Source organism: Collinsella aerofaciens ATCC 25986, assembly GCF_010509075.1.
GTDB classification, from domain to species: Bacteria; Actinomycetota; Coriobacteriia; order Coriobacteriales; family Coriobacteriaceae; genus Collinsella; species Collinsella aerofaciens.
In genome coordinates this window covers 1,542,966-1,568,591 of the sequence record NZ_CP048433.1, presented here as the reverse complement: position 1 = coordinate 1,568,591, position 25,626 = coordinate 1,542,966, and the positions used below count along the sequence as shown (strand labels likewise).

At 60.8% G+C, this 25,626-nt stretch carries 13 protein-coding genes and 6 rRNA genes; 18 read left to right on the top strand and 1 reads right to left on the bottom strand.

From position 1 onward, the window contains the following. Positions 1-4 precede the first annotated feature (4 nt). The 5 genes from atpG (at position 5) to GXM19_RS07115 (ending at position 5,383) form a co-directional block, all read left to right on the top strand. The gene (gene atpG / locus GXM19_RS07135) at positions 5-913 is read left to right on the top strand and encodes an ATP synthase F1 subunit gamma (protein WP_006235716.1); all 909 of its coding nucleotides are present in this window, start codon (positions 5-7) and stop codon (positions 911-913) included. Further along, a complete protein-coding gene (gene atpD, locus GXM19_RS07130; RefSeq protein WP_006235717.1) occupies positions 913-2,367 on the top strand; it encodes a F0F1 ATP synthase subunit beta in 1,455 nt (484 codons plus the stop codon). Before atpG ends, atpD begins: the two co-directional genes overlap by 1 nt. A gap of 3 nt (positions 2,368-2,370) precedes the next feature. Next, entirely contained in the window at positions 2,371-2,763 is a 393-nt protein-coding gene (gene atpC / locus GXM19_RS07125) for an ATP synthase F1 subunit epsilon (protein ID WP_006235718.1), read from the top strand. A gap of 88 nt (positions 2,764-2,851) precedes the next feature. Then, positions 2,852-4,135, top strand: coding sequence for a UDP-N-acetylglucosamine 1-carboxyvinyltransferase (gene murA / locus GXM19_RS07120; protein ID WP_040359596.1), 1,284 nt, complete (start codon positions 2,852-2,854; stop codon positions 4,133-4,135). A gap of 12 nt (positions 4,136-4,147) precedes the next feature. Further along, positions 4,148-5,383, top strand: a complete 1,236-nt coding sequence (locus GXM19_RS07115) for an LCP family protein (RefSeq protein WP_006235722.1) — start codon at positions 4,148-4,150, stop codon at positions 5,381-5,383. A gap of 335 nt (positions 5,384-5,718) precedes the next feature. Here the strand turns inward: GXM19_RS07115 and pepT are convergent, their stop codons facing one another. Then, positions 5,719-6,966 (bottom strand): peptidase T, encoded by a 1,248-nt coding sequence (gene pepT / locus GXM19_RS07110; protein ID WP_040359598.1) that lies wholly within the window; start codon positions 6,964-6,966, stop codon positions 5,719-5,721. Positions 6,967-7,086: 120 nt separating this feature from the next. Here pepT and GXM19_RS07105 point away from each other — a divergent pair, with 120 nt between their 5' ends. From GXM19_RS07105 to GXM19_RS07045, 13 genes are all read left to right on the top strand, one after another. After that, on the top strand, positions 7,087-7,509 hold the full coding sequence (locus GXM19_RS07105) for a metal-dependent transcriptional regulator (RefSeq protein ID WP_040359600.1): 423 nt from the start codon (positions 7,087-7,089) through the stop codon (positions 7,507-7,509). A gap of 10 nt (positions 7,510-7,519) precedes the next feature. Next, positions 7,520-8,413, top strand: coding sequence for a homocysteine S-methyltransferase family protein (locus GXM19_RS07100; RefSeq protein WP_006235725.1), 894 nt, complete (start codon positions 7,520-7,522; stop codon positions 8,411-8,413). A 158-nt stretch (positions 8,414-8,571) separates the two neighbouring features. Continuing rightward, positions 8,572-9,972 (top strand): phosphoglucomutase/phosphomannomutase family protein, encoded by a 1,401-nt coding sequence (locus GXM19_RS07095; protein WP_040359603.1) that lies wholly within the window; start codon positions 8,572-8,574, stop codon positions 9,970-9,972. 405 nt (positions 9,973-10,377) lie between these two features. After that, positions 10,378-11,883, top strand: a 16S ribosomal RNA gene (locus tag GXM19_RS07090). A gap of 401 nt (positions 11,884-12,284) precedes the next feature. Next, positions 12,285-15,259 (top strand): 23S ribosomal RNA (locus tag GXM19_RS07085). A gap of 146 nt (positions 15,260-15,405) precedes the next feature. Then, a 5S ribosomal RNA gene (gene rrf / locus GXM19_RS07080) occupies positions 15,406-15,521 on the top strand. A gap of 849 nt (positions 15,522-16,370) precedes the next feature. Further along, positions 16,371-17,876, top strand: a 16S ribosomal RNA gene (locus GXM19_RS07075). Positions 17,877-18,277: 401 nt separating this feature from the next. After that, positions 18,278-21,252: ribosomal RNA gene (locus GXM19_RS07070) — 23S ribosomal RNA — on the top strand. A gap of 146 nt (positions 21,253-21,398) precedes the next feature. Next, positions 21,399-21,514: ribosomal RNA gene (gene rrf, locus GXM19_RS07065) — 5S ribosomal RNA — on the top strand. The 16S, 23S and 5S rRNA genes sit together here, the layout of an rRNA operon. A 173-nt stretch (positions 21,515-21,687) precedes the next feature. After that, entirely contained in the window at positions 21,688-22,227 is a 540-nt protein-coding gene (acpS, locus tag GXM19_RS07060) for a holo-ACP synthase (RefSeq protein ID WP_006235843.1), read from the top strand. After that, positions 22,228-23,844 (top strand): NAD(P)H-hydrate dehydratase, encoded by a 1,617-nt coding sequence (locus GXM19_RS07055; RefSeq protein WP_082222952.1) that lies wholly within the window; start codon positions 22,228-22,230, stop codon positions 23,842-23,844. A 2-nt stretch (positions 23,845-23,846) separates the two neighbouring features. Further along, positions 23,847-24,992, top strand: coding sequence for an alanine racemase (gene alr / locus GXM19_RS07050; protein WP_006235847.1), 1,146 nt, complete (start codon positions 23,847-23,849; stop codon positions 24,990-24,992). Positions 24,993-25,000: 8 nt separating this feature from the next. After that, positions 25,001-25,621 carry a uracil-DNA glycosylase gene (locus tag GXM19_RS07045; RefSeq protein WP_006235848.1) on the top strand — a complete coding sequence of 207 codons (621 nt, stop codon included), beginning with the start codon at positions 25,001-25,003 and terminating at the stop codon, positions 25,619-25,621. The last annotated feature ends 5 nt before the right edge of the window (positions 25,622-25,626 follow it).

The window sequence follows — 25,626 nt, the reverse complement described above, 5'->3', positions numbered from 1 at the left end:
CCCCATGGCCAACCTTCGCGACATTAAGAAGCGAATCTCCTCGGTTACCACGACCAAGCAGATCACGCGCACGATGGAGATGGTCTCTACGGCCAAGATCCGTCGTGCCCTCGATCGCTCCAAGCAGGCCGAGCCCTATAAGGAGGCGCTGACCGACGTCATGTTGACGGTCGCCGGCGACGCCTCCTGTTCGGGCACCGATCCCATGCTGCAGAAGCATGAGAGCGTCAAGCATGGCCTGATTGTCGTTATTGCCTCGGACCGCGGCCTTGCCGGCGGTTTCAATACGACGGTGGAGCGCACGGCCGAAAAGCTCGCCGCTTCTTGGGCGAACGACGGCATCGAGTGCGAGATCATCGCGTGCGGGCGTAAGCCGGCCACGTATTTCCGTGACCGCGCAAACGTCGTCATGCACTTTGAGGGCAACTCCTCTGAGCCCGATTTTAATCAGGCCCGCATGATCTCCTCTCATATCTGCGATGCGTATCGTGCCGGTGAGCTTGACCGTGTCGAGCTTGTCTACCACCACGCCAAGAACCGCGTGGATCAGGAGCTTCGCGTCGAGCATCTGTTGCCGCTCGACCCCGAGATGATCGCTATGGCCCACGGTCCGCGTAAGAACGAGACCGACGCCCCTAAGCGCATCTCGTCCACGTTCGAGTTCGTGCCCTCTCCCGAGCATGTTCTCGGCAAGCTTGTGCCGTCTTATATCCTGACGGTCATCTACCAGGCCCTGATCGATTCGGCGGCTGCCGAGCAGGGTGCACGCCGCAAGGCCATGCACTCCGCGACGGAAAACGCCACCGCGATCATCTCGACCCTTACCCGCACGTATAGTCGCGTGCGCCAGGCTTCGATCACGACCGAGATTAACGAGATCGTCGGCGGAGCCTCAGCATTGGAGGAACAGTAATGGCTAATAACACCGTAAAGCTTGCGGTCGAGGAAGCCACCAAGAAGACGACTGCCGGTGATGGTCGCATCGTGCGAATCATCGGCCCTGTCGTCGACGTCAAGTTTGACGGCGCGGTGCCCCCGATCTACAACGCGCTCACGGTCGAGGCCGAGACCCCGATCGGTCATCTGAGCACGATCCTCGAGGTCGAGAGCCAGCTTCCGGGCGGCGTCGTCCGCACGGTCGCCATGTCCTCGACCGACGGCCTGCAGCGCGGCCTCATCGCCACCGATACCGGTGAGCCCATGAAGATGCCCGTTGGTCCCAAGACGCTCGGCCGCATTTGGAACGTCATGGGCAAGCCCGTCGACGGCAAGCCCATGCCCGAGGTGGAGGAGTTCTACCCCATCCACCATGCAGCGCCCCGTTTCGACGAGCTCACCACCAAGACCGAGATCTTCGAGACCGGCATCAAGGCCGTTGACCTGCTCGAGCCCTACATCCGTGGCGGCAAGACGGGCCTGTTCGGCGGCGCCGGCGTCGGCAAGACCGTTCTGATTCAGGAGCTCATCAACAACCTTGCCCAGGAGCACGGCGGCACCTCGGTGTTCACCGGCGTCGGCGAGCGTACCCGCGAGGGCACCGACCTGTTCCTCGAGATGAGCGAGTCTGGCGTTATCGACAAGACCTGCTTGGTCTATGGTCAGATGAACGAGCCGCCCGGAGCGCGTCTGCGCATCGGTCTGGCCGGCCTTACCACCGCTGAGTACTTCCGCGATCGCGGTCAGGACGTTCTGCTGTTCATCGACAACATCTTCCGCTTCTCCCAGGCGGGTTCCGAGGTTTCCGCACTGCTGGGCCGTATGCCGTCCGCCGTTGGTTACCAGCCCACGCTGGCAACCGAGATGGGCGACCTCCAGGAGCGCATTACCTCGACCAAGACGGGCTCCATTACCTCCGTCCAGGCTGTCTACGTCCCCGCAGACGACCTGACCGATCCGGCGCCTGCCACGACGTTTACGCACCTCGATGCCACTACGGTTCTTTCGCGTAGCATTTCGTCGCTCGGCCTGTTCCCGGCTATCGACCCGCTCGCGTCTTCCTCCGACGCTCTCGATCCCTCGATCGTCGGCGAGGAGCACTACCGTGTCGCCGTCAAGGTCCAGGAGCTCCTGCAGGAGTACTCCGACCTTCAGGACATCATCGCAATTCTGGGTATGGACGAGCTGTCCGAGGAGCAGCGCCTTACGGTCAACCGTGCCCGTAAGATTCAGCAGTTCCTCTCGCAGTCCTTCCACGTCGCCGAGAAGTTCACCGGCAACCCCGGTGTCTACGTCCGCGTCGAGGATACCGTCCGCTCTTTCGCCGAGATTGTCGACGGCAAGGCCGATGACCTGCCCGAGCAGGCTTTCCGCTATGCTTCCACGATTGAGGACGTGCGCGAGCGCGCCCGCAAGATGGGGGAGAAGTAGGTTATGCGTATCCGCATCGTGTGCCCCGTGAGCTGCGCCTATGAGGGCGACGCTGCGTTTGTGTCGATTCCGTCCACGGATGGCGAGTTTGGTGTCCTGCCTGCTCACTCCAGCGAGATCTGCACGATCGACCGCGGTTACGTTCGCGTTTCCGATAAGGCCATGGGCACTGTCGACCACACGTTTGCCGTGGCCGGCGGCTATGCCCAGGTTGCGGACGATGTCGTGACCGTTCTCGCCGAGCGTGCTTGCGATTTGGCGACCGTCGATGCCGACAAGCTTAAAGCTGATATTCAAGGTTTTGAAGAGAAGCTGGGTAATTTGTCGGAGGATGATGCACGCCGCGCCTACCTCTATAATGAAATCGCATGGTGTAAGCTCAAGCTTGCCCAATAGTCAAACGATTTAGCGTTCGACCATTTGCGAACACATCATGCCCGGGATGGCCCAGCCACCCCGGGCATGCTTTTTGAAAGGGTAGACCTTGGATATTATCCGCGTTGAGGGTGGCCACGCCATCGGAGGCTCCGTGCCCGTTTCGGGCGCCAAGAACTCCGCGCTCAAACTCATGGCGGCAACGCTTCTGGCGCCGGGCAAGACGACGCTGCAGAACGTGCCCGATATTTCCGATGTCCACGTGATGGGCAAGGTGCTCAAGGGTATGGGCGCTACGATCGATGTTCTCGACGAGCACACGCTCGAGATTGATACCTCTCAGGTCGATTCTTGGGAGGCCCCCTACGAGCTCGTTGCCAAGATGCGTGCTTCCACCGCCGTCATGGGACCCTTGCTGGGTCGCTTCCATCGCGCCAAAATTGCCATGCCGGGCGGCTGCAACCTGGGTGCCCGCAAGATCGATATGCACATTCTTGGTCTTGAGGCCCTGGGCGTTGAGTTCGATACCGCCCACGGTTACATCAACGCTAATGCGCCCCAAGGTCTGCGCGGTACCACCGTCACGCTCGAGTTCGCCAGCGTCGGTGCGACCGAGAACCTCATCATGGCCTCTGTGCGCGCACAGGGCACCACGGTTATCGACAATGCCGCCCGCGAGCCCGAGATCGTCGATCTCGCCAACATGCTCAACGAAATGGGCGCTAAGATTGTCGGCGCCGGTACGCCTGTCGTGACCATCGAGGGCGTGGAAGAGCTCCATCCCGTTACCCATCGCGTAGTGGGCGACCGCATCGAGGCCGGTACCTTTATCGTCGCCGGTGCGCTGATGGCCGACGATCGCGGTGTCGACGTCACGGGTTTTTGCCCCATTCACTTGGGCATGGTGCTCAAGAAGATGGAGCTTATGGGCATCGATTGCGAGCGTACCGACGACGGCGTCCATGTGAGCCGTGCCGAGCGTATCAAGCCGGTCGACATCCAGACGCTTCCGTTCCCCGGCTTCCCGACGGACATGCAGGCGCAGATTATGGTGCTCTCCGCCCTTGCCGACGGCAGTTCCGTTATTACCGAGAACATCTTCGAGAATCGCTTTATGTTTGCCTCTGAGCTGGTGCGCATGGGTGCCGACATTCGTATCGAGAGCCATCATGCCATGATTCATGGCGTCAAGGGCTTCTCGGGCGCACAGGTTACCTCGCCCGATCTGCGTGGCGGAGCGGCCCTCGTCGTAGCGGGCTTGATCGCCGACGGGACGACCGAGGTTTCGGCCATCCATCACATCAAGCGCGGCTACGAGCAGTTTGTCGAAAAGCTGCAGGCGCTCGGCGCGCATGTCGAGCATGCTACCGTACCCGATCCCGTCATCTACTAATACAGGTTGCCTATGTTTAATAAAAAGCCCCTCGCGGATACCACCGCCCGAAGACCCTCAACTGGTGCGCAGGCCAAGATCTACAGTCGCGATAACGTGGCTCGCTATTCCGAGCGCGCTCGCCAACGTCGTCGTAGCCACACGATTCGTCACGTCGCGCTCATTGTCGTGCTTGGCGTGCTGCTGAGTGCCACTACCGCTGCCGGCCTGTGGTTTGCCACCATTATGGGCAAGCTCGGCGATTCTAATGTCATTACCGACAATCTGCGTCGGGTTCTGGTTGACACCGATGAGGCAAAGGATCCGTTCTACGTGCTGCTTCTTGGCACCGACGGCCGTCCGGGCGAGGATACGTATCGTGCCGACTCGATTATCCTGGCACGCATCGACCCCACGCAAAAGCAGGCGACGCTCATTTCCGTTCCGCGCGACACCAAGGTCGAGTACAAGGGCGAGACCATGAAGATCAACGCCTGCCATACCGTTGGCGGCGCCGAGGCCATGGTCGAGGCGGTCAACGAGCTGTGCGGTGTTCAGATTTCCCACTATGCCGAGGTCAGCTTCGACGGTATGCAGGCGCTGATTGATTCGGTTGGCGGTATCGACATTAACGCAACCGATGATGTTGACGACCCCGAGCACCTGGATATTAAGATTACCGCTGGCCAGCAGCATATGGACGGTGCCACCGCCCTTACCTATGCCCGCTGCCGCTACACCTATGCCGACGGCGATTACACGCGCATGCGCCACCAGCGTCAGGTGCTTGGCGCCCTTGCCAACCAGATTCTCAATAACTTCGATGCCACGAAGATCTTTGGCCTGGTTAATTCGCTGTCCGATATGCTCGTAACCGATATGAGCGTTCAGGATATCGTGGCTACGGTCAACGCCATGCGCGGTATGGATGTCGACGGTATCTACTCGGCCAACCTGCCCTCGTACGCCGACGACAGCACCATGATCGACGGTGTGAGCTACGTCTTTGTCTACGAGGACGAGCTCAAGGAAATGATGGAGCGCGTCGATGCCGGCAAGGATCCCAAGGGTCCCAACACCATGGGTCTTTCCGACGGTTCCAGCTCTACGATCGGCGACCTGAACAACAACACGTCTGACGACTACGCAAACGGTACCGCAACCTCATCGGTCAGCTCTGACGATTCCGATGACTCAAGCGATTCAAGCGATTCGGACTACTACGAAGAGCCCACCGGCGACGGCAACGGCTACGAAGCCAATTATTAGGGTTACGCGGTTTTACCAAACCGCGTAACCGCTTGACGCTGCAAACCCGCCAGAGCGGCAATCTGCCTTTCAACTTCGGCGGCATGACCAAAAGATCAATGCCGCCTTGTTTCAAGGCACCTTGCTCGCTCTGGCGGGTTTTCGCTGTCCGCGCCAAAACATCGGCGTTGCCGGAACGCTTGGCACTTGGGGACGTTCCTTTTGTGCCGGCAGTTTGGGACACTCCTTGCGTTAAGAGGCTGGCGTGCGTCAACCTGTTCTCATTGCAGCAAAAAAATCGCCCCGTTCTTGCTTGAGGACGGGGCGATTCGTCTTTTGGACTTGTGCAGCCAGGCTTATGCAAAGCGGGCGACGAGCTCCTGGAGCACGTCGGTCATCTTGACGAGCGAACTGACCGGGACGAACTCGTTGACGCCGTGGTAGCAATAGCCGCCGGTGGAAAGGTTGGGGCAGGGCAGACCGCGGAACGACAGCTGAGCGCCGTCGGTGCCGCCACGAATCGGCAGCACTTGGGGCTCAACGCCGCAGGCAAGATAGGCTTCCTTGGCAACATCAATAAGCTCGGGGTAGTCACGCACGATCTCGGCCATGTTGCGGTACTGCTGCTTGATCTCGACCGTCACGCGCTCTTCGCCCAGGCGCTGGTTGAGCAGTGCTGCGGCGGCATCCGTCAGCTCGAGCTTCTGCTGGAACTTGGCGGCATCGTGATCACGGACGATATAGCGCGCCGTGGCATGGTCGACCGTTGCCGAGACGCCCTCAAGGTGATAGAAGCCCTCGTAGCCCTCGGTGTATTCCGGACGCTGCTCGTAGGGGAGCAGGGCATTGAAGTCGCAGAACAGATTGCCCGCGTTGACCATGCGGCCTTTGGCGTCACCGGGATGGATGGACTGGCCCTCAAAGTGAACGGTTGCCTCGGCGGCGTTAAAGCACTCCCACTCCAGCTCGCCAATGGGACCGCCGTCGACCGTGTAGGCGTACTTGCAGCCAAAGGCCTCGATGTCCAACAGCTCGGCGCCGTGACCGATCTCTTCGTCTGGGCAAAAACAAATGCCGAGTGCGGGGTGGGGCAGCGAGGGGTCCTGAGCGATACGCGCGACAAGCGCCATGATCTCGGCGACGCCGGCCTTGTCGTCGGCGCCCAGCAGCGTGGTGCCATCGCTGCAGACCAGGCCCTCACCCGCGAGGTCATTCAGGGCGGGGAGCTTGGCGGTACTCATGGCAACGGGCTTACCGTCAACCGTGCCGCAGACCAGGTCGCCGCCTTCGTAGTGTACGATGTGCGGCTTCACGCCGGCGCCCGGTGCAACTTCGGTGGTGTCGAGATGGGCGATCAGGCCCAGGGCGGGCTTGTCCTCAGCGCCCGCACTTGCGGGGATATGCGCGCAGACATAGGCGTGCTCGGTCACGTGGGCATCTTCCGCACCAAGCTCGCGCAGCTCTTCAGCCAGCACGTTGGCAAGGTCAAACTGAACGGCGCTCGAGGGTACCTGGTCGCAGTTTGCGTCCTCGGACTGCGTGTTGATCTGGACGTAGCGCAAAAAGCGCTCGAGGACATCGGGGCTCGTGGTGGTGTTTTCCATAAAGACCGCTCCAATCTTGGTCGTCGTGTGCAACAAGAACTCTAGCACGGTATGCCACGGCATACCACGACGCTTGGATGGGGTAGAATCAGCCATTGAATGCAGAAGGGACGGAAGATCATGGATACGACAAATAGCTCGCGCGAACTACATCTGACGGTGGCGAACGAAGACTACTTGGAGTGCATGGTTCGCATTGAAAGCGAAGAGGGGGAAACCAACGGCGTGCGATCGGTCGACATCGCGCAGCGCCTTGGCGTCTCCAAGGCATCGGTCAATAAAGCGGTTTCGGCGCTCAAGGCATCCGAGCTTGTCGAGCAATCGCACTACGGCAAGGTGATCCTGACCGATCGCGGCCGCGAGGTTGGCACGGCTATCTGGTACCGTCATCGCCTCATCCGCACGTTTTTGGTTCAGGAGCTCGGTGTCGAATTTGAGCGAGCCGATTCCGAGGCCTGCATGATGGAGCATGCGCTATCCGAGGACACGATGAGCCGCTGGCTCGCCTATCTCGAAAAGCAGGGAATCAGCGTCGAGGAATAGCGGGATATATATGGATACGAGTTATTACAACCGCTTTGGTGCCGAGGAACTTACGCGCCGCTTGTCGAGCGAGACCTTGTTGGCGCAGGGCCCCATGGGCAGTGTTCTGTTGAGTGAGTACGATGCCGCCGACATTCCACCGGCGTTTTGGAATCTGGCAGAGCCGCAGACCGTTTCTCGTATCCATCGCTTGTATGTCGCCGCCGGCGCGCAGGTGCTCATTACCAATACCTTTCAGGCATCGAGCTATGCCCTCAAGCACGACCAGATTGCGCCGTCCGTGGCGGAGGTCAATCGCGGGGCCGTCGACGATGCCCGCCAGGCGCACCCTCAGCTACTGCTGGGCTCAATGGGCCCGATCGGTATTGAGTGGTTTGCCGAGGACTCTGTCGAGTATCGTGAAATCCGCGGCATTGCGCGCGAACAGGCGCACGCCTTGCTCAATGCTGGCGTTGACGGTCTGCTGATCGAGACGGTGACGTCTATCCGTAATCTGCAGCCCATGCTTGCCGGCGCCCGAGATGCCGCCGACGGCATGCCTGTTCTGGTGAGTTTTGTCGTTGACGATAAAGGCGACCTGCTGGGCGATGGCCTCAACATCGAGGCAGCCGTTTTGTACGCCGAAAAACACGGCGCAAATTCGGTTGGTGTTAATTGCTGTTCGCTTGCGGCCGCGAACGCGGCGGTGCCCAGGATGGTTGCATCGGCGACTACTCCCGTCACGGTGCGTCCCAACGTAGGCGATCCGGTCCAGACTCAGGATGGCCCCGTATGGCACGAGAACCCCGAAGCTTTCGCGCGCGCATGCATCGAATGGAGACATGCCGGTGCCGCAATGGTGGGCAGTTGCTGTGGAACCACGGCAATCACTACGGCCGCGATGGCCGAGGCGCTCGATATATAAAGGGCAAACCGCTCCATACGGGGCGGTTTTTTTTATTGCTTGCATGTCCTCGGCAGCATTTGCCCAAATGGTGAATGCTGGTGCCGGCAGGTTGCCGAGTGCATGTTGCGGGTATACCCCATGCGTACCATGATCCAAACACTGTGAGGTGTCTGCGCGTGTGCGCGATAATTCATTTTGGAACTGACGGTTGGCGCGCTCGCGTCGATGAGGACTTCACTGCCGATAACGTTGCCCGTATCGCCGATGCCGTCGGCGAGTTGTGGCAAAAGATCAATCCGGGCAAAACGGTATATATAGGGTTCGACACTCGGCCCCTGGCGCGCGAGTTCGCTGAGCTTGCGGCGGGCGTGCTAGCAGCGCACGGGCTAGACGCCGTGCTCGCTTCGCGACCTGTCCCGACCCCTGCCCTTACGTGGGCGGCGGCTTATGACGGTGAAGCGTGCGGCGCGCTCATGGTGACGGGGTCCCATCATCCGCAGGGCTATCTGTGCCTCAAGATTCGCATGGGTGACGGCTCGACCGCCAACCAGGATGTCATCGAAGAGCTCGAAGAGACTATGGCTCCCGAGCCAATGGGGATCGAGGGGCAATATCGCACCGCGGATATCATTCCTGACTATATGCAGGCGGTGGCATCGTTTGTCGATGCCGAAGCCATCCGCGCCGCGCACCTGCGCGTGGTTGTCGATCCCATGGGCGGCGCAGCCCAGGGCTATCTAGCCGACTTGCTGCGCGAGCTTGGCGTTGAGGTGCACGAGATTCACGCCGGGCAGGCGTCTGACCAAGAAGATATCTGCCCCGACCCCGTTGAGCCGTGGGTGGACGCTTGCGAGCGCACGGTTATCGAGGACGGAGCTTGCGCTGGCCTGGTGACCGACGGCGACGCCGACCGCATCGGCGCGGTTGACGAGCGCGGCAGATATATACATCCGCATCAGATCATGGCGCTCGTTTTGGGCGACTTGGTTCAATTTCGTAATTTGGAGGGGCGCGTCGTCGTCAATCTTTCGTGCTCGACGCTCGTGCGTCGCATTGCCGAGGCGCTTGGCTGCCGCGTGACCGTCAAACCAGTCGGTTTCAAATATATAGCGGCGGAGATGAAGAAGGGCGGCGTCCTCATAGGCGGCGAAGAAGCCGGTGGTATCGGCATCGCCGCACATATGCCCGAGCGCGATGGAATCCTCGCCTGTCTGATTCTGTGTGAGCTTATGGCAAAGACGGACGCGCCTTTGGGCGTTCTGGTCGACCAACTCGAGGACAGTTTTGGTAAGACGAGTTACGGTCGACGCGATTTACGCCTTGAGGCCGAAGATGCCGAAACGTTACGAACCCTGCTGCCGGGCGTAAACCCCAAGTCGATTTGTGGCAAGGTGCCGCAAAACGTTAGTCATATGGATGGCTTGCGTTTGGCATTCGAGGATGACACGTGGCTGCTGGTCCGTCCTAGTGGGACCGAACCAGTGGTGCGCGTCTACGCCGAGGGGTTCTCGGTGGAAGAACGCGATGAGTTGCTCGATGCTGGCTGTGCTTTAGCTAGGGGGACGTATCCGCTTTAACCATGAGACTGCCTTATATAAAGAGATGCTCGGCGAGCGGTAGTTAACGGCTGGCAAACGTTAGTCGGATCACAAAATGTGTAGGAAATGTGTACACCCAGATTCCCGCCCCCGGGGCCCCTCCGGTCTGGCAATATATCTCCTTGCCGCGCGGCCCGGTCGGACCGGATGAGCCGCGGGGCGTGCACCTTGAGAACCGGATACTGCGAGGATGGACACACCAGTTGTGTCGCATCCGGGCAGACATCGAACCATTTGAAATGGTCTAACTTGGATTTGTTTTTCGCAAGGCCGCCGAGAGGCGGCCCCGAGAAATTCCTTTTCCTATACTAGAACCATATGAATCGAACGGAACCGATCAGCTAATAGTTGTGAGGACCGGACGGGCTCGAAGCCCATACATTTTGGACGGAGAGTTCGATCCTGGCTCAGGATGAACGCTGGCGGCGCGCCTAACACATGCAAGTCGAACGGCACCCCTCTCCGGAGGGAAGCGAGTGGCGAACGGCTGAGTAACACGTGGAGAACCTGCCCCCTCCCCCGGGATAGCCGCCCGAAAGGACGGGTAATACCGGATACCCCGGGGTGCCGCATGGCGCCCCGGCTAAAGCCCCGACGGGAGGGGATGGCTCCGCGGCCCATCAGGTAGACGGCGGGGTGACGGCCCACCGTGCCGACAACGGGTAGCCGGGTTGAGAGACCGACCGGCCAGATTGGGACTGAGACACGGCCCAGACTCCTACGGGAGGCAGCAGTGGGGAATCTTGCGCAATGGGGGGAACCCTGACGCAGCGACGCCGCGTGCGGGACGGAGGCCTTCGGGTCGTAAACCGCTTTCAGCAGGGAAGAGTCAAGACTGTACCTGCAGAAGAAGCCCCGGCTAACTACGTGCCAGCAGCCGCGGTAATACGTAGGGGGCGAGCGTTATCCGGATTCATTGGGCGTAAAGCGCGCGTAGGCGGCCCGGCAGGCCGGGGGTCGAAGCGGGGGGCTCAACCCCCCGAAGCCCCCGGAACCTCCGCGGCTTGGGTCCGGTAGGGGAGGGTGGAACACCCGGTGTAGCGGTGGAATGCGCAGATATCGGGTGGAACACCGGTGGCGAAGGCGGCCCTCTGGGCCGAGACCGACGCTGAGGCGCGAAAGCTGGGGGAGCGAACAGGATTAGATACCCTGGTAGTCCCAGCCGTAAACGATGGACGCTAGGTGTGGGGGGACGATCCCCCCGTGCCGCAGCCAACGCATTAAGCGTCCCGCCTGGGGAGTACGGCCGCAAGGCTAAAACTCAAAGGAATTGACGGGGGCCCGCACAAGCAGCGGAGCATGTGGCTTAATTCGAAGCAACGCGAAGAACCTTACCAGGGCTTGACATATGGGTGAAGCGGGGGAGACCCCGTGGCCGAGAGGAGCCCATACAGGTGGTGCATGGCTGTCGTCAGCTCGTGTCGTGAGATGTTGGGTTAAGTCCCGCAACGAGCGCAACCCCCGCCGCGTGTTGCCATCGGGTGATGCCGGGAACCCACGCGGGACCGCCGCCGTCAAGGCGGAGGAGGGCGGGGACGACGTCAAGTCATCATGCCCCTTATGCCCTGGGCTGCACACGTGCTACAATGGCCGGTACAGAGGGATGCCACCCCGCGAGGGGGAGCGGATCCCGGAAAGCCGGCCCCAGTTCGGATTGGGGGCTGCAACCCGCCCCCATGAAGTCGGAGTTGCTAGTAATCGCGGATCAGCATGCCGCGGTGAATGCGTTCCCGGGCCTTGTACACACCGCCCGTCACACCACCCGAGTCGTCTGCACCCGAAGTCGCCGGCCCAACCGAGAGGGGGGAGGCGCCGAAGGTGTGGAGGGTGAGGGGGGTGAAGTCGTAACAAGGTAGCCGTACCGGAAGGTGCGGCTGGATCACCTCCTTTCTAGGGAGATACGTTCTTAGAGAGACAAACTTTAACTCGAATAGAGGGCAGGAGCCCGTCCGGTAGATGTCCCGCCACGGATGATTCCCCGCAGCACCCGGTCCCCGGGGTCGCACCCGCGTACCTTGAGAGCCGCATAGCGATAGGAGAGAGATGGAAGATCCAATTCTTCCAGACTCGATTCTTTTCTGCGATTTATCAGACAGAATGATAGCAATCATTCATCCGATCCAAACAAGAAGAATTCACTTATTTATGAGTGAGGAGCATCTGATCGCGAGCACAGTGAAACAGACTGTGCCGCGGTATGAGATACCCGAATTGCGACATACGAGCGCTATTCATGATATCGATTAATTAACTTTAGCGACACGTGGATATCCCGCGGGCCCGATGCGGTCCCGCAAGATACCACGGGCGCACGGCGGATGCCTTGGCACAGGGAGCCGATGAAGGACGCGGCAAGCTGCGATAATCCCCGGCGAGGAGCACACATCCTTCGACCCGGGGGTCTCCGAATGGGCGAACCCATGCACAGCAGTGTGCATATCCCCACCCCGAACACATAGGGGTGGGGAGGACAACCCGGGGAACTGAAACATCTAAGTACCCGGAGGAGAGGAAATCAATCTCGAGACTCCCCGAGTAGCGGCGAGCGAAAGGGGACCGATGGCCAAACCGTCGAGCGGGCATACCCGGCAGGGGTTCCGCCGACGGGGTTGCAGGGCCGCGCATCCGGGGGCTGCCGCCCCCGGGCGCAGGTCCGGCTGGGGAGCGGAACGGCATGGGAGGGCCGGCCGCAGCGGGTGACAGCCCCGTACGCGAACCCAGACCGGACGGCGCGACGCGGTCCCTGAGTAGGGCCGGGCACGTGAAACCCGGTCCGAACCTGGGTGGACCACCATCCAAGCCTGAGTACTACCCTGTGACCGATAGCGCACCAGTACCGTGAGGGAAAGGTGAAAAGCACCCCGGGAGGGGAGTGAAACAGTACCTGAAACCGTGCGCCCACGAGCAGTCGGAGCAACTTTTAGTTGTGACGGCGTGCCTTTTGTAGAATGAGCCAGCGAGTCGCTGGCGCGGGGCGAGGTTAACCGAAAGGGAGCCGGAGCGAAAGCGAGCCTTAACAGGGCGACTTGAGTCCCGCGCCGCGGACGCGAAGCCGGGTGAGCTATCCGTGGGCAGGCTGAAGCGGGGGTAAGACCCCGTGGAGGGCCGAACGCACGTCGGTTGAAAACGGCGGCGATGACCTGCGGATAGGGGTGAAAGGCCAATCAAACCCGGAGATATCTCGTTCTCCCCGAAATAGCTTTAGGGCTAGCGTCGCGCGTTCACCGCCGGAGGTAGAGCACCGGATGGACGAGGGGGCTTCGCCGCCTACCGAATCCAACCGAACTCCGAATGCCGGCGGCCCAGAGCGCGGCAGTCAGAGCATGTGGGCTAAGCTGTGTGCTCGAGAGGGAAACAGCCCGGACCGCCCGCTAAGGTCCCCAAGTTCCAGCCGAGTGGCAAAGGATGTGCGTCCGCCCAGACAACCAGGATGTTGGCTTAGAAGCAGCCATCCATTCAAAGAGTGCGTAACAGCTCACTGGTCGAGTGGACATGCGCCGACAATACACGGGGCTAAGCTGGACACCGAAGCGGCGGGATTTTGATTTTCAGAATCGGTAGGGGAGCTTCCCATGGGCGGAGAAGCCGGAGGGCGACCGACGGTGGAGCGCATGGGAGTGAGAATGCTGGCATGAGTAGCGAGAGACGAGAGAGTAACTCGTCCGCCGTGAACCCGAGGTTTCCTGGGCAAGGCTAATCCTCCCAGGGTCAGTCGGGGGCTAAGGCGAGGCCGGTAGGCGTAGCCGACGCGCAGCAGGCAGACATTCCTGCACCGCGCACGCGGCGCTACGACCGACGGGGCGACGGATGGGGGTGGCTCGGCGGGGTTCTGGACGTCCCCGTGATGGAGCGCGGCCCGCGGACCAGGGAAATCCGGTCCGCACGAAGGGCGAGGCTCCGGACGAAGCGACTGAGCGAAGCGAGTGAGCCCGAGGTCCCTAGAAAAACCCCTAGGCAGGCGCGTGCGCGCCCGTACCGCAAACCGACACAGGTGGGTGGGTAGAACATACCGAGGCGATCGGGTCAACCATGGTCAAGGAACTCGGCACAATGGCCCCGTAACTTCGGGAGAAGGGGTGCCCGCGCGTACGTGAACGGACTTGCTCCGGGAGCGGAGGCGGGCCGCAGTGGAGAGGCCCAAGCGACTGTTTACCAAAAACACAGGACTCTGCAGAAGCCGCAAGGCGACGTATAGGGTCTGACGCCTGCCCGGTGCCGGAAGGTCACGCGGAGGAGTTAGCCATTTCGGCGAAGCCCCGAAGCCAAGCCCCGGTAAACGGCGGCCGTAACTATAACGGTCCTAAGGTAGCGAAATTCCTTGTCGGGTAAGTTCCGACCTGCACGAAAGGCGCAACGACTTGGGCGCTGTCTCGACCATGGACCCGGTGAAATTGCACTGGTCGTGAAGATGCGACTTACCCGCGGAAGGACGGAAAGACCCCGTGAACCTTCACTGCAGCTTGGCATTGGCCGCTGGTCCCGCGTGTAGAGGATAGGCAGGAGGCATCGATCCGGAGGCGCCAGCCCCCGGGGAGCCGCCCTTGGAATACTGCCCTCGCGCGACCGGCGTCCTAACCCGAGGCCGTCAACCGGCTCGGGGACCGTGCCAGGCGGGCAGTTTGACTGGGGCGGTCGCCTCCTAAAGGGTAACGGAGGCGCGCGAAGGTCCGCTCGGGACGGTCGGCAACCGTCCTTTTGAATGCAAGAGTACAAGCGGGCTTGACTGCGAGGCCCACAAGCCGAGCAGGTGCGAAAGCAGGCTCTAGTGATCCGGCGGCCCCGAGTGGGTGGGCCGTCGCTCAACGGATAAAAGGTACTCCGGGGATAACAGGCTGATCTTGCCCAAGAGTCCACATCGACGGCAAGGTTTGGCACCTCGATGTCGGCTCATCGCATCCTGGGGCTGGAGCAGGTCCCAAGGGTACGGCTGTTCGCCGTTTAAAGCGGTACGCGAGCTGGGTTCAGAACGTCGTGAGACAGTTCGGTCCCTATCCTCCGTGGGCGCAGGAGAATCGATGGAGGCTGCCCCCAGTACGAGAGGACCGGGGTGGACGCACCTCCGGTGAACCGGTTGTCGACCAACGGCACGGCCGGGTAGCCGCGTGCGGCGCGGATAACCGCTGAAGGCATCTAAGCGGGAAGCCGTTCCAGGGATTAGTTCTCCTTCCGGTAAGGGCCCAGGTAGACTACCTGGTCGATAGACGGCAGGTGCAAGGCTGGCGACAGCCTCAGCCGAGCCGCACTAATCGCCCGAGCTCTTCCGGAACCGCACCTCGCGGCCCGCGGGACATGCGCTCATGCGCGGTCCGGGCACGAGGATGCCCCCGAGTCACCTCCCCTATGCGCCATGCGGCCCCCAGGGCACGTGTAGAGTGAGACCCAGGACACCGTAACGGTGGGCGCCGCCCACCGGTCAGCGGCCAGAGCATGGGGGGCACGCCCGGTCCCGTTCCGAACCCGGAAGCTAAGCCCCATCGCGCCGAGAGTACTGCGGGGTCGGCCCGTGGGAGGCCAGGGCGCCGCTGACCGGTGGACGGCACCGAGCCGTACGCTTGAACTGAGAAGGGGGAGGCCTCGCGGCCTCCCCCTTTTTTGCGTTATACAAACCGACATTTACACTATCTGTTTTAGGTGTGTTCGGATTGGCTTTAGTCGAGGGCATCGTTGTCGTCCGCGGTGAGGTAGAGCCGATCTTTTTGCTTATGTCGCTTTCTGGTGGCGCTCAGTCGGCTCCAGGGTTCTGTCGCCACGTTTATTCGGACGGATCTTTTGCTCCTTATTTCCAGTAAATCAATTAAGAGGCATTGTTTCAATCAAATTCACTCCGCCTGCGGGGGCTCTATCTAATTAGTGATAGAGTCCCCGCTGGCGTTTTATAGATTTGTTAACGTTGTCCTTCAATTTATGACGGGCTTACTAGCGGAGACCGACGAGGGTATAAAGATGCTATGTCTACAGTGGACAGCAAGATTCCCGAGGTCATACGGTCTGTCCGAGGTTTATGACCATATGTATGACTCTGAGCAACTCGGAGTCCAGTTAATTCATTTGTGAACAAAATATGGAGTGCGCGATTCCCGCCCGCGGGGCCCCTCCGGTCTGGCAATATATCTCCTTGCCGCGCGGCCCGGTCGAACCGGGAACCAGCGCAGGCGTGCACCTTGAGAACCGGATACTGCGAGGATGGACACACCAGTTGTGTCGCATCCGGGCAGACATCGAACCATTTGAAATGGTCTAACTTGGATTTGTTTTTCGCAAGGCCGCCGAGAGGCGGCCCCGAGAAATTCCTTTTCCTATACTAGAACCATATGAATCGAACGGAACCGATCAGCTAATAGTTGTGAGGACCGGACGGGCTCGAAGCCCATACATTTTGGACGGAGAGTTCGATCCTGGCTCAGGATGAACGCTGGCGGCGCGCCTAACACATGCAAGTCGAACGGCACCCCTCTCCGGAGGGAAGCGAGTGGCGAACGGCTGAGTAACACGTGGAGAACCTGCCCCCTCCCCCGGGATAGCCGCCCGAAAGGACGGGTAATACCGGATACCCCGGGGTGCCGCATGGCGCCCCGGCTAAAGCCCCGACGGGAGGGGATGGCTCCGCGGCCCATCAGGTAGACGGCGGGGTGACGGCCCACCGTGCCGACAACGGGTAGCCGGGTTGAGAGACCGACCGGCCAGATTGGGACTGAGACACGGCCCAGACTCCTACGGGAGGCAGCAGTGGGGAATCTTGCGCAATGGGGGGAACCCTGACGCAGCGACGCCGCGTGCGGGACGGAGGCCTTCGGGTCGTAAACCGCTTTCAGCAGGGAAGAGTCAAGACTGTACCTGCAGAAGAAGCCCCGGCTAACTACGTGCCAGCAGCCGCGGTAATACGTAGGGGGCGAGCGTTATCCGGATTCATTGGGCGTAAAGCGCGCGTAGGCGGCCCGGCAGGCCGGGGGTCGAAGCGGGGGGCTCAACCCCCCGAAGCCCCCGGAACCTCCGCGGCTTGGGTCCGGTAGGGGAGGGTGGAACACCCGGTGTAGCGGTGGAATGCGCAGATATCGGGTGGAACACCGGTGGCGAAGGCGGCCCTCTGGGCCGAGACCGACGCTGAGGCGCGAAAGCTGGGGGAGCGAACAGGATTAGATACCCTGGTAGTCCCAGCCGTAAACGATGGACGCTAGGTGTGGGGGGACGATCCCCCCGTGCCGCAGCCAACGCATTAAGCGTCCCGCCTGGGGAGTACGGCCGCAAGGCTAAAACTCAAAGGAATTGACGGGGGCCCGCACAAGCAGCGGAGCATGTGGCTTAATTCGAAGCAACGCGAAGAACCTTACCAGGGCTTGACATATGGGTGAAGCGGGGGAGACCCCGTGGCCGAGAGGAGCCCATACAGGTGGTGCATGGCTGTCGTCAGCTCGTGTCGTGAGATGTTGGGTTAAGTCCCGCAACGAGCGCAACCCCCGCCGCGTGTTGCCATCGGGTGATGCCGGGAACCCACGCGGGACCGCCGCCGTCAAGGCGGAGGAGGGCGGGGACGACGTCAAGTCATCATGCCCCTTATGCCCTGGGCTGCACACGTGCTACAATGGCCGGTACAGAGGGATGCCACCCCGCGAGGGGGAGCGGATCCCGGAAAGCCGGCCCCAGTTCGGATTGGGGGCTGCAACCCGCCCCCATGAAGTCGGAGTTGCTAGTAATCGCGGATCAGCATGCCGCGGTGAATGCGTTCCCGGGCCTTGTACACACCGCCCGTCACACCACCCGAGTCGTCTGCACCCGAAGTCGCCGGCCCAACCGAGAGGGGGGAGGCGCCGAAGGTGTGGAGGGTGAGGGGGGTGAAGTCGTAACAAGGTAGCCGTACCGGAAGGTGCGGCTGGATCACCTCCTTTCTAGGGAGATACGTTCTTAGAGAGACAAACTTTAACTCGAATAGAGGGCAGGAGCCCGTCCGGTAGATGTCCCGCCACGGATGATTCCCCGCAGCACCCGGTCCCCGGGGTCGCACCCGCGTACCTTGAGAGCCGCATAGCGATAGGAGAGAGATGGAAGATCCAATTCTTCCAGACTCGATTCTTTTCTGCGATTTATCAGACAGAATGATAGCAATCATTCATCCGATCCAAACAAGAAGAATTCACTTATTTATGAGTGAGGAGCATCTGATCGCGAGCACAGTGAAACAGACTGTGCCGCGGTATGAGATACCCGAATTGCGACATACGAGCGCTATTCATGATATCGATTAATTAACTTTAGCGACACGTGGATATCCCGCGGGCCCGATGCGGTCCCGCAAGATACCACGGGCGCACGGCGGATGCCTTGGCACAGGGAGCCGATGAAGGACGCGGCAAGCTGCGATAATCCCCGGCGAGGAGCACACATCCTTCGACCCGGGGGTCTCCGAATGGGCGAACCCATGCACAGCAGTGTGCATATCCCCACCCCGAACACATAGGGGTGGGGAGGACAACCCGGGGAACTGAAACATCTAAGTACCCGGAGGAGAGGAAATCAATCTCGAGACTCCCCGAGTAGCGGCGAGCGAAAGGGGACCGATGGCCAAACCGTCGAGCGGGCATACCCGGCAGGGGTTCCGCCGACGGGGTTGCAGGGCCGCGCATCCGGGGGCTGCCGCCCCCGGGCGCAGGTCCGGCTGGGGAGCGGAACGGCATGGGAGGGCCGGCCGCAGCGGGTGACAGCCCCGTACGCGAACCCAGACCGGACGGCGCGACGCGGTCCCTGAGTAGGGCCGGGCACGTGAAACCCGGTCCGAACCTGGGTGGACCACCATCCAAGCCTGAGTACTACCCTGTGACCGATAGCGCACCAGTACCGTGAGGGAAAGGTGAAAAGCACCCCGGGAGGGGAGTGAAACAGTACCTGAAACCGTGCGCCCACGAGCAGTCGGAGCAACTTTTAGTTGTGACGGCGTGCCTTTTGTAGAATGAGCCAGCGAGTCGCTGGCGCGGGGCGAGGTTAACCGAAAGGGAGCCGGAGCGAAAGCGAGCCTTAACAGGGCGACTTGAGTCCCGCGCCGCGGACGCGAAGCCGGGTGAGCTATCCGTGGGCAGGCTGAAGCGGGGGTAAGACCCCGTGGAGGGCCGAACGCACGTCGGTTGAAAACGGCGGCGATGACCTGCGGATAGGGGTGAAAGGCCAATCAAACCCGGAGATATCTCGTTCTCCCCGAAATAGCTTTAGGGCTAGCGTCGCGCGTTCACCGCCGGAGGTAGAGCACCGGATGGACGAGGGGGCTTCGCCGCCTACCGAATCCAACCGAACTCCGAATGCCGGCGGCCCAGAGCGCGGCAGTCAGAGCATGTGGGCTAAGCTGTGTGCTCGAGAGGGAAACAGCCCGGACCGCCCGCTAAGGTCCCCAAGTTCCAGCCGAGTGGCAAAGGATGTGCGTCCGCCCAGACAACCAGGATGTTGGCTTAGAAGCAGCCATCCATTCAAAGAGTGCGTAACAGCTCACTGGTCGAGTGGACATGCGCCGACAATACACGGGGCTAAGCTGGACACCGAAGCGGCGGGATTTTGATTTTCAGAATCGGTAGGGGAGCTTCCCATGGGCGGAGAAGCCGGAGGGCGACCGACGGTGGAGCGCATGGGAGTGAGAATGCTGGCATGAGTAGCGAGAGACGAGAGAGTAACTCGTCCGCCGTGAACCCGAGGTTTCCTGGGCAAGGCTAATCCTCCCAGGGTCAGTCGGGGGCTAAGGCGAGGCCGGTAGGCGTAGCCGACGCGCAGCAGGCAGACATTCCTGCACCGCGCACGCGGCGCTACGACCGACGGGGCGACGGATGGGGGTGGCTCGGCGGGGTTCTGGACGTCCCCGTGATGGAGCGCGGCCCGCGGACCAGGGAAATCCGGTCCGCACGAAGGGCGAGGCTCCGGACGAAGCGACTGAGCGAAGCGAGTGAGCCCGAGGTCCCTAGAAAAACCCCTAGGCAGGCGCGTGCGCGCCCGTACCGCAAACCGACACAGGTGGGTGGGTAGAACATACCGAGGCGATCGGGTCAACCATGGTCAAGGAACTCGGCACAATGGCCCCGTAACTTCGGGAGAAGGGGTGCCCGCGCGTACGTGAACGGACTTGCTCCGGGAGCGGAGGCGGGCCGCAGTGGAGAGGCCCAAGCGACTGTTTACCAAAAACACAGGACTCTGCAGAAGCCGCAAGGCGACGTATAGGGTCTGACGCCTGCCCGGTGCCGGAAGGTCACGCGGAGGAGTTAGCCATTTCGGCGAAGCCCCGAAGCCAAGCCCCGGTAAACGGCGGCCGTAACTATAACGGTCCTAAGGTAGCGAAATTCCTTGTCGGGTAAGTTCCGACCTGCACGAAAGGCGCAACGACTTGGGCGCTGTCTCGACCATGGACCCGGTGAAATTGCACTGGTCGTGAAGATGCGACTTACCCGCGGAAGGACGGAAAGACCCCGTGAACCTTCACTGCAGCTTGGCATTGGCCGCTGGTCCCGCGTGTAGAGGATAGGCAGGAGGCATCGATCCGGAGGCGCCAGCCCCCGGGGAGCCGCCCTTGGAATACTGCCCTCGCGCGACCGGCGTCCTAACCCGAGGCCGTCAACCGGCTCGGGGACCGTGCCAGGCGGGCAGTTTGACTGGGGCGGTCGCCTCCTAAAGGGTAACGGAGGCGCGCGAAGGTCCGCTCGGGACGGTCGGCAACCGTCCTTTTGAATGCAAGAGTACAAGCGGGCTTGACTGCGAGGCCCACAAGCCGAGCAGGTGCGAAAGCAGGCTCTAGTGATCCGGCGGCCCCGAGTGGGTGGGCCGTCGCTCAACGGATAAAAGGTACTCCGGGGATAACAGGCTGATCTTGCCCAAGAGTCCACATCGACGGCAAGGTTTGGCACCTCGATGTCGGCTCATCGCATCCTGGGGCTGGAGCAGGTCCCAAGGGTACGGCTGTTCGCCGTTTAAAGCGGTACGCGAGCTGGGTTCAGAACGTCGTGAGACAGTTCGGTCCCTATCCTCCGTGGGCGCAGGAGAATCGATGGAGGCTGCCCCCAGTACGAGAGGACCGGGGTGGACGCACCTCCGGTGAACCGGTTGTCGACCAACGGCACGGCCGGGTAGCCGCGTGCGGCGCGGATAACCGCTGAAGGCATCTAAGCGGGAAGCCGTTCCAGGGATTAGTTCTCCTTCCGGTAAGGGCCCAGGTAGACTACCTGGTCGATAGACGGCAGGTGCAAGGCTGGCGACAGCCTCAGCCGAGCCGCACTAATCGCCCGAGCTCTTCCGGAACCGCACCTCGCGGCCCGCGGGACATGCGCTCATGCGCGGTCCGGGCACGAGGATGCCCCCGAGTCACCTCCCCTATGCGCCATGCGGCCCCCAGGGCACGTGTAGAGTGAGACCCAGGACACCGTAACGGTGGGCGCCGCCCACCGGTCAGCGGCCAGAGCATGGGGGGCACGCCCGGTCCCGTTCCGAACCCGGAAGCTAAGCCCCATCGCGCCGAGAGTACTGCGGGGTCGGCCCGTGGGAGGCCAGGGCGCCGCTGACCGGTGGACGGCACCGAGCCGTCATCGAACTGAGAAGGGGGAGGCCTCGCGGCCTCCCCCTTTTTTGCGTTTACGGGCTTTTGTCTCACATAGTAGCTGTGTTTTATAACCCTCGTTTGTCGCATCTTCTGTGAACGGGCTACAATAACTTAGTCTGTGCGATCTGGAGGTGAACATGGCTGAAGCTGGTATCGGCGTTGATATCGTCGAGATTTCCCGCATGAAATCAATTCTTGAAAAGACGCCGTCGTTTGCTCGGCGTGTGTTTACCGAAGAAGAGCGTGCGTATTGCGATGCATCATCGCGTCCTGCTGCTCACTATGCGAGCCGCTTTGCTTCGCGCGAGGCGGTACTTAAAGCTCTCGGCACGGGTTTTAGTCAAGGCGTGGGTCGCAAGGATGTTTCGGTTACGCGTGATAAACTCGGCAAACCGAAAGCGCTGCTTTCGGGCCGTGCTCTCGAGATCGCTCAAGAACTGGGTGTTGTTGAGGTCGCTCTTTCCATTACGCTTACAGGAGACTTGGCCGTTGCGAATGCCATCGCGATTACCGAAGATGCTCGGCCTAAGCCAAAAGAGGAAAAGGTGAGCACCAAGAAACGCGTAGCGCAGACATTTAAAGAGGCTCGCTCTGTTTTAGATGAGCTTGAGCAGCTGCAGAATTCAGCATTGACGGAGCACCTGGGCGATGCTTCGCAAGATACGCTAGGAGCATAGATGAAACCGGTTTTGAGTACCGAAGAAGTCGTTCGTCTCGAGGATATCATCGAACGCGAAGGGACTTCGAAGGCCGAGCTTATGGAGCTAGCGGGTGAGTTTGCCGCCAACGAGGTCTTGAAGCTCAATCCCGATCGGGTTCTCGTTCTGGTCGGTTTTGGTAATAATGGCGGCGACGGTTGGGTTGCCGCCGATATCCTGAGCCATAAGGGTGTGGACGTGGATATCGTTTCTCCGGTTGAGCCGGATGAGATTCCTGCTGCTCTGGCACGTCATGTTGCTCGTCGTACTGCCGGCCGCGATGTGCACGTTTGCGTCGGCCCCTCGCGTGACGAACTCGAGGTTTTGATCGATAAGGCCGATGTTGTTGTCGATGCCATTTTTGGTACCGGTTTCCACGGAAATCTGCGTGCGCCGTTCTCCATCTGGATTCCTACGGTCAATGAATGCGCCGATTGTGTCGTATCCATTGATGTTCCCTCGGGCCTGAATGCCGAGACGGGCGTTGTTGATGACGACTGCATTCGTGCCGAGCATACGGTGACGATGATTGCGCCCAAGATTGGTCTGTATAGCGCTGATGGTCCTGAGTATGCTGGCGATTTGATCTGCGGCAATCTTTACGACCGTCTTGACGAGGTCATCGATGATGTCGACCACGCCGCCGAGATTGTCGAGCCCGGTGACTTAGTTGATTACTTTGCCCCACTACCTACGAATATCGATAAGTACTCCCGTGGCTCTGTGCTTATTGTCGCCGGATCTGCGCAATATCCTGGTGCTGCCATTATGGCGGCCAAGTCTGCAGCTCGCGCGGGTGCTGGTTACGTGGCAGTCGCGGCTCCTGACGCCTGCGCCAATCTTATTCGCATGGCACTTCCTTCGATTCCCGTCTTTGCTATTCCGTCTGATTCCCGCGGCTCCTTTGGCGCCGCTGCGCGCATGACTGTGTGCGAGATTGCAAAGAAGTACAGCTGTGTACTGTGCGGTCCCGGTATGACGACATCTGCCGGCGCTATGCAGGTGGTTTCGGGCTTGCTCGAGCTTGATGTGCCGCTTATCTTGGACGCCGATGCACTCAACTGCCTTGCTAAGATTGCCATTGACGGTATTGATAGTAATCCCGAGATGTATCGTCGCGAGCAGCCGTTGGTTATGACGCCGCACTATCGTGAACTTTCGCGTCTGGTTGCCGGTGACGAGGTGAACGACCTTGGTACTGCGATTGCAGCCGCGCAGAAGGTTGTCTGGGCTGCAGGCTCTGACAATCTGGTGGTCATTGCCAAGGGGCCGACGACGGCTATCTGTGGCGTTGAGCGTGTGCTGCTGCCGCTCTCGGGTCCGGCTTCTCTGGCAACTGCCGGTTCGGGTGATGTCCTCGCGGGTATTTTGGCCGGCACGCTTGCCACCATGCGCGACGAGATGGATCGTTGGGAGTTGCTGTATTCGTACGCCGTCGCACTTCACAGCTACGCCGGTTTTGCCGCGGCGACGGAGTATGGTGAGAAGAGCGTCATCGCGACCGATCTTATCGACTTGATCGGTCCGGCCATGGAACTGGCGGCAAAGGATGCGCTCGAAGATCTGGGAATCATGGACGAAGGGTCGGATGACTAATCATGAATAAAGCCGATTTGACGCGCTGGTCCTGGGTCGAGATCGACCGCGGGGCGCTCCGTCGCAACACGAGGGCCTATAAGAACTTGCTGAATCCACGTCAGCGCCTGTGCTGCGTGGTCAAGGCCGATGCTTATGGCCATGGAGCTGTTGAGTGCGCCAAGATCATGTATTCGGCCGGTGCCGACATGTTTGCCGTGGCGACGGTTAACGAGGGCGTTGAGCTCCGACAGGGCGGGATTACGAAACCCATCCTCATCCTAAGCGAGCCGCCTATCGAGGCCATTCCGACGTTGCTCGAGTTTGATATCATGCCTTCGGTCTATACGTCTGACTTTGCTCTTGCGTATGGCGAATGTGCCGTCGCGGCGGGCAAAGTGGGCAAGTATCATCTCGCCATCGAGACGGGCATGAATCGTATCGGCGTTCACTACACGCAGGTGCTCGACTTTGTCCGCGGTATAAATTTCCATCGCGGTATTCAGTGCGACGGCGTATTTACGCACTTCGCCACGGCCGATGAACCTTCGGGCTGGGACTACAAGCTGCAGTGTCAGCGCTTTACCGAGGCCGTTCAGGCCATTAAGGATGCGGGTTTTGAGTGCGGTATCGTGCACTGCGCCAACACGCCGTCCTCGATGCTCGACCCCTCGATGCATTTTGACATGATCCGCGCCGGCGTTGGCTTGTATGGCATGCAGCCGTGCGAGCTGAGTGGCCGCGTGATGCAGCTTGATCCCGTTATGAGCGTCCATGCGCGTGTGACGCGCGTGGCACACCCTGCGATGGGTGAGGGCGTGGGCTACGGTTTTACCTACCGCGTACCGCGTACGCGCGTTCAGATCTGCACGCTGCCGATCGGTTATGCCGATGGCCTATCGCGTACGCTTTCCAATCGTATGGATGTGCTGTATCGCGGCGAGCGTGTGCATCAGGTTGGCAATATCTGCATGGACCAGTTTATGGTCGCCATTCAGTCCAACCCGGCACACGAGATTCCCGAGGCCGAGTATGGTGACGAGATAATCATTGTCGGCCGCGATGGCGATGCCGAGATCACTATGGACGAGATGGCCCGACTGCGTGGAACGATTAACTACGAGGTCGCCTGCGGCTTTGGCATGCGTCTCGACAAGGTCTACGTGTAGGAGCCGCTATGGGCGTCATGCACATCCCCGGCCATACCCATCAGGCACCACGTGAGGTCGCACTCGAGGAAATTGAGGCCGTTCTGGGCGATTGTCACCTCTGCCAGCTCTACCAGTCGCGTCACAATATCGTGTTTGGCGTGGGAAACCCCCGCGCTCGCGTGATGTTTATTGGTGAGGCGCCGGGCCGCAATGAGGATTTGCAGGGCGAGCCCTTTGTGGGGGCGGCAGGCGAGGACCTCAACGGCATTTTGTCGCTGGCGGGCCTCAAACGCGAAGACGTCTACATTGCCAACGTGCTTAAGTGCCGCCCGCCGGGAAACCGCAATCCGCGTCCCGAGGAAGTGCTGGCTTGCTCGCCGTTTTTGCGTGAGCAGATTCGAAGCATCTGGCCCGATATTATCGTGACGCTCGGCAACCCCGCGACGCACTTTGTGCTTAAGACCGAGATTGGCATTACTAAGCTGCGCGGCAGGTTCCACCAGATGGGGCATTTTGTAGTAATGCCCACGTTCCATCCGGCAGCAGCGCTGCGCAATCCGGCGTGGCAGGAGCTGCTGGAGGAAGACTTTAAGATGCTGGGCGACTATCTGGAGCGACATCCCGCACCAGAGGACGCCTCGGAATAATAAGG

Excerpts from the sequence above, each read along its gene's own strand:
- alr (WP_006235847.1), top strand. The coding sequence starts at position 23,847 with ATGAATAAAGCCGATTTGACGCGCTGGTCCTGGGTCGAGATCGACCGC.
- atpD (WP_006235717.1), top strand. The coding sequence starts at position 913 with ATGGCTAATAACACCGTAAAGCTTGCGGTCGAGGAAGCCACCAAGAAG.
- GXM19_RS07115 (WP_006235722.1), top strand. The coding sequence starts at position 4,148 with ATGTTTAATAAAAAGCCCCTCGCGGATACCACCGCCCGAAGACCCTCA.
- acpS (WP_006235843.1), top strand. The coding sequence starts at position 21,688 with ATGGCTGAAGCTGGTATCGGCGTTGATATCGTCGAGATTTCCCGCATG.
- GXM19_RS07055 (WP_082222952.1), top strand. The coding sequence starts at position 22,228 with ATGAAACCGGTTTTGAGTACCGAAGAAGTCGTTCGTCTCGAGGATATC.
- atpG (WP_006235716.1), top strand. The coding sequence starts at position 5 with ATGGCCAACCTTCGCGACATTAAGAAGCGAATCTCCTCGGTTACCACG.
- GXM19_RS07100 (WP_006235725.1), top strand. The coding sequence starts at position 7,520 with ATGGATACGAGTTATTACAACCGCTTTGGTGCCGAGGAACTTACGCGC.
- atpC (WP_006235718.1), top strand. The coding sequence starts at position 2,371 with ATGCGTATCCGCATCGTGTGCCCCGTGAGCTGCGCCTATGAGGGCGAC.
- GXM19_RS07105 (WP_040359600.1), top strand. The coding sequence starts at position 7,087 with ATGGATACGACAAATAGCTCGCGCGAACTACATCTGACGGTGGCGAAC.
- pepT (WP_040359598.1), bottom strand. The coding sequence starts at position 6,966 with ATGGAAAACACCACCACGAGCCCCGATGTCCTCGAGCGCTTTTTGCGC.
- GXM19_RS07045 (WP_006235848.1), top strand. The coding sequence starts at position 25,001 with ATGGGCGTCATGCACATCCCCGGCCATACCCATCAGGCACCACGTGAG.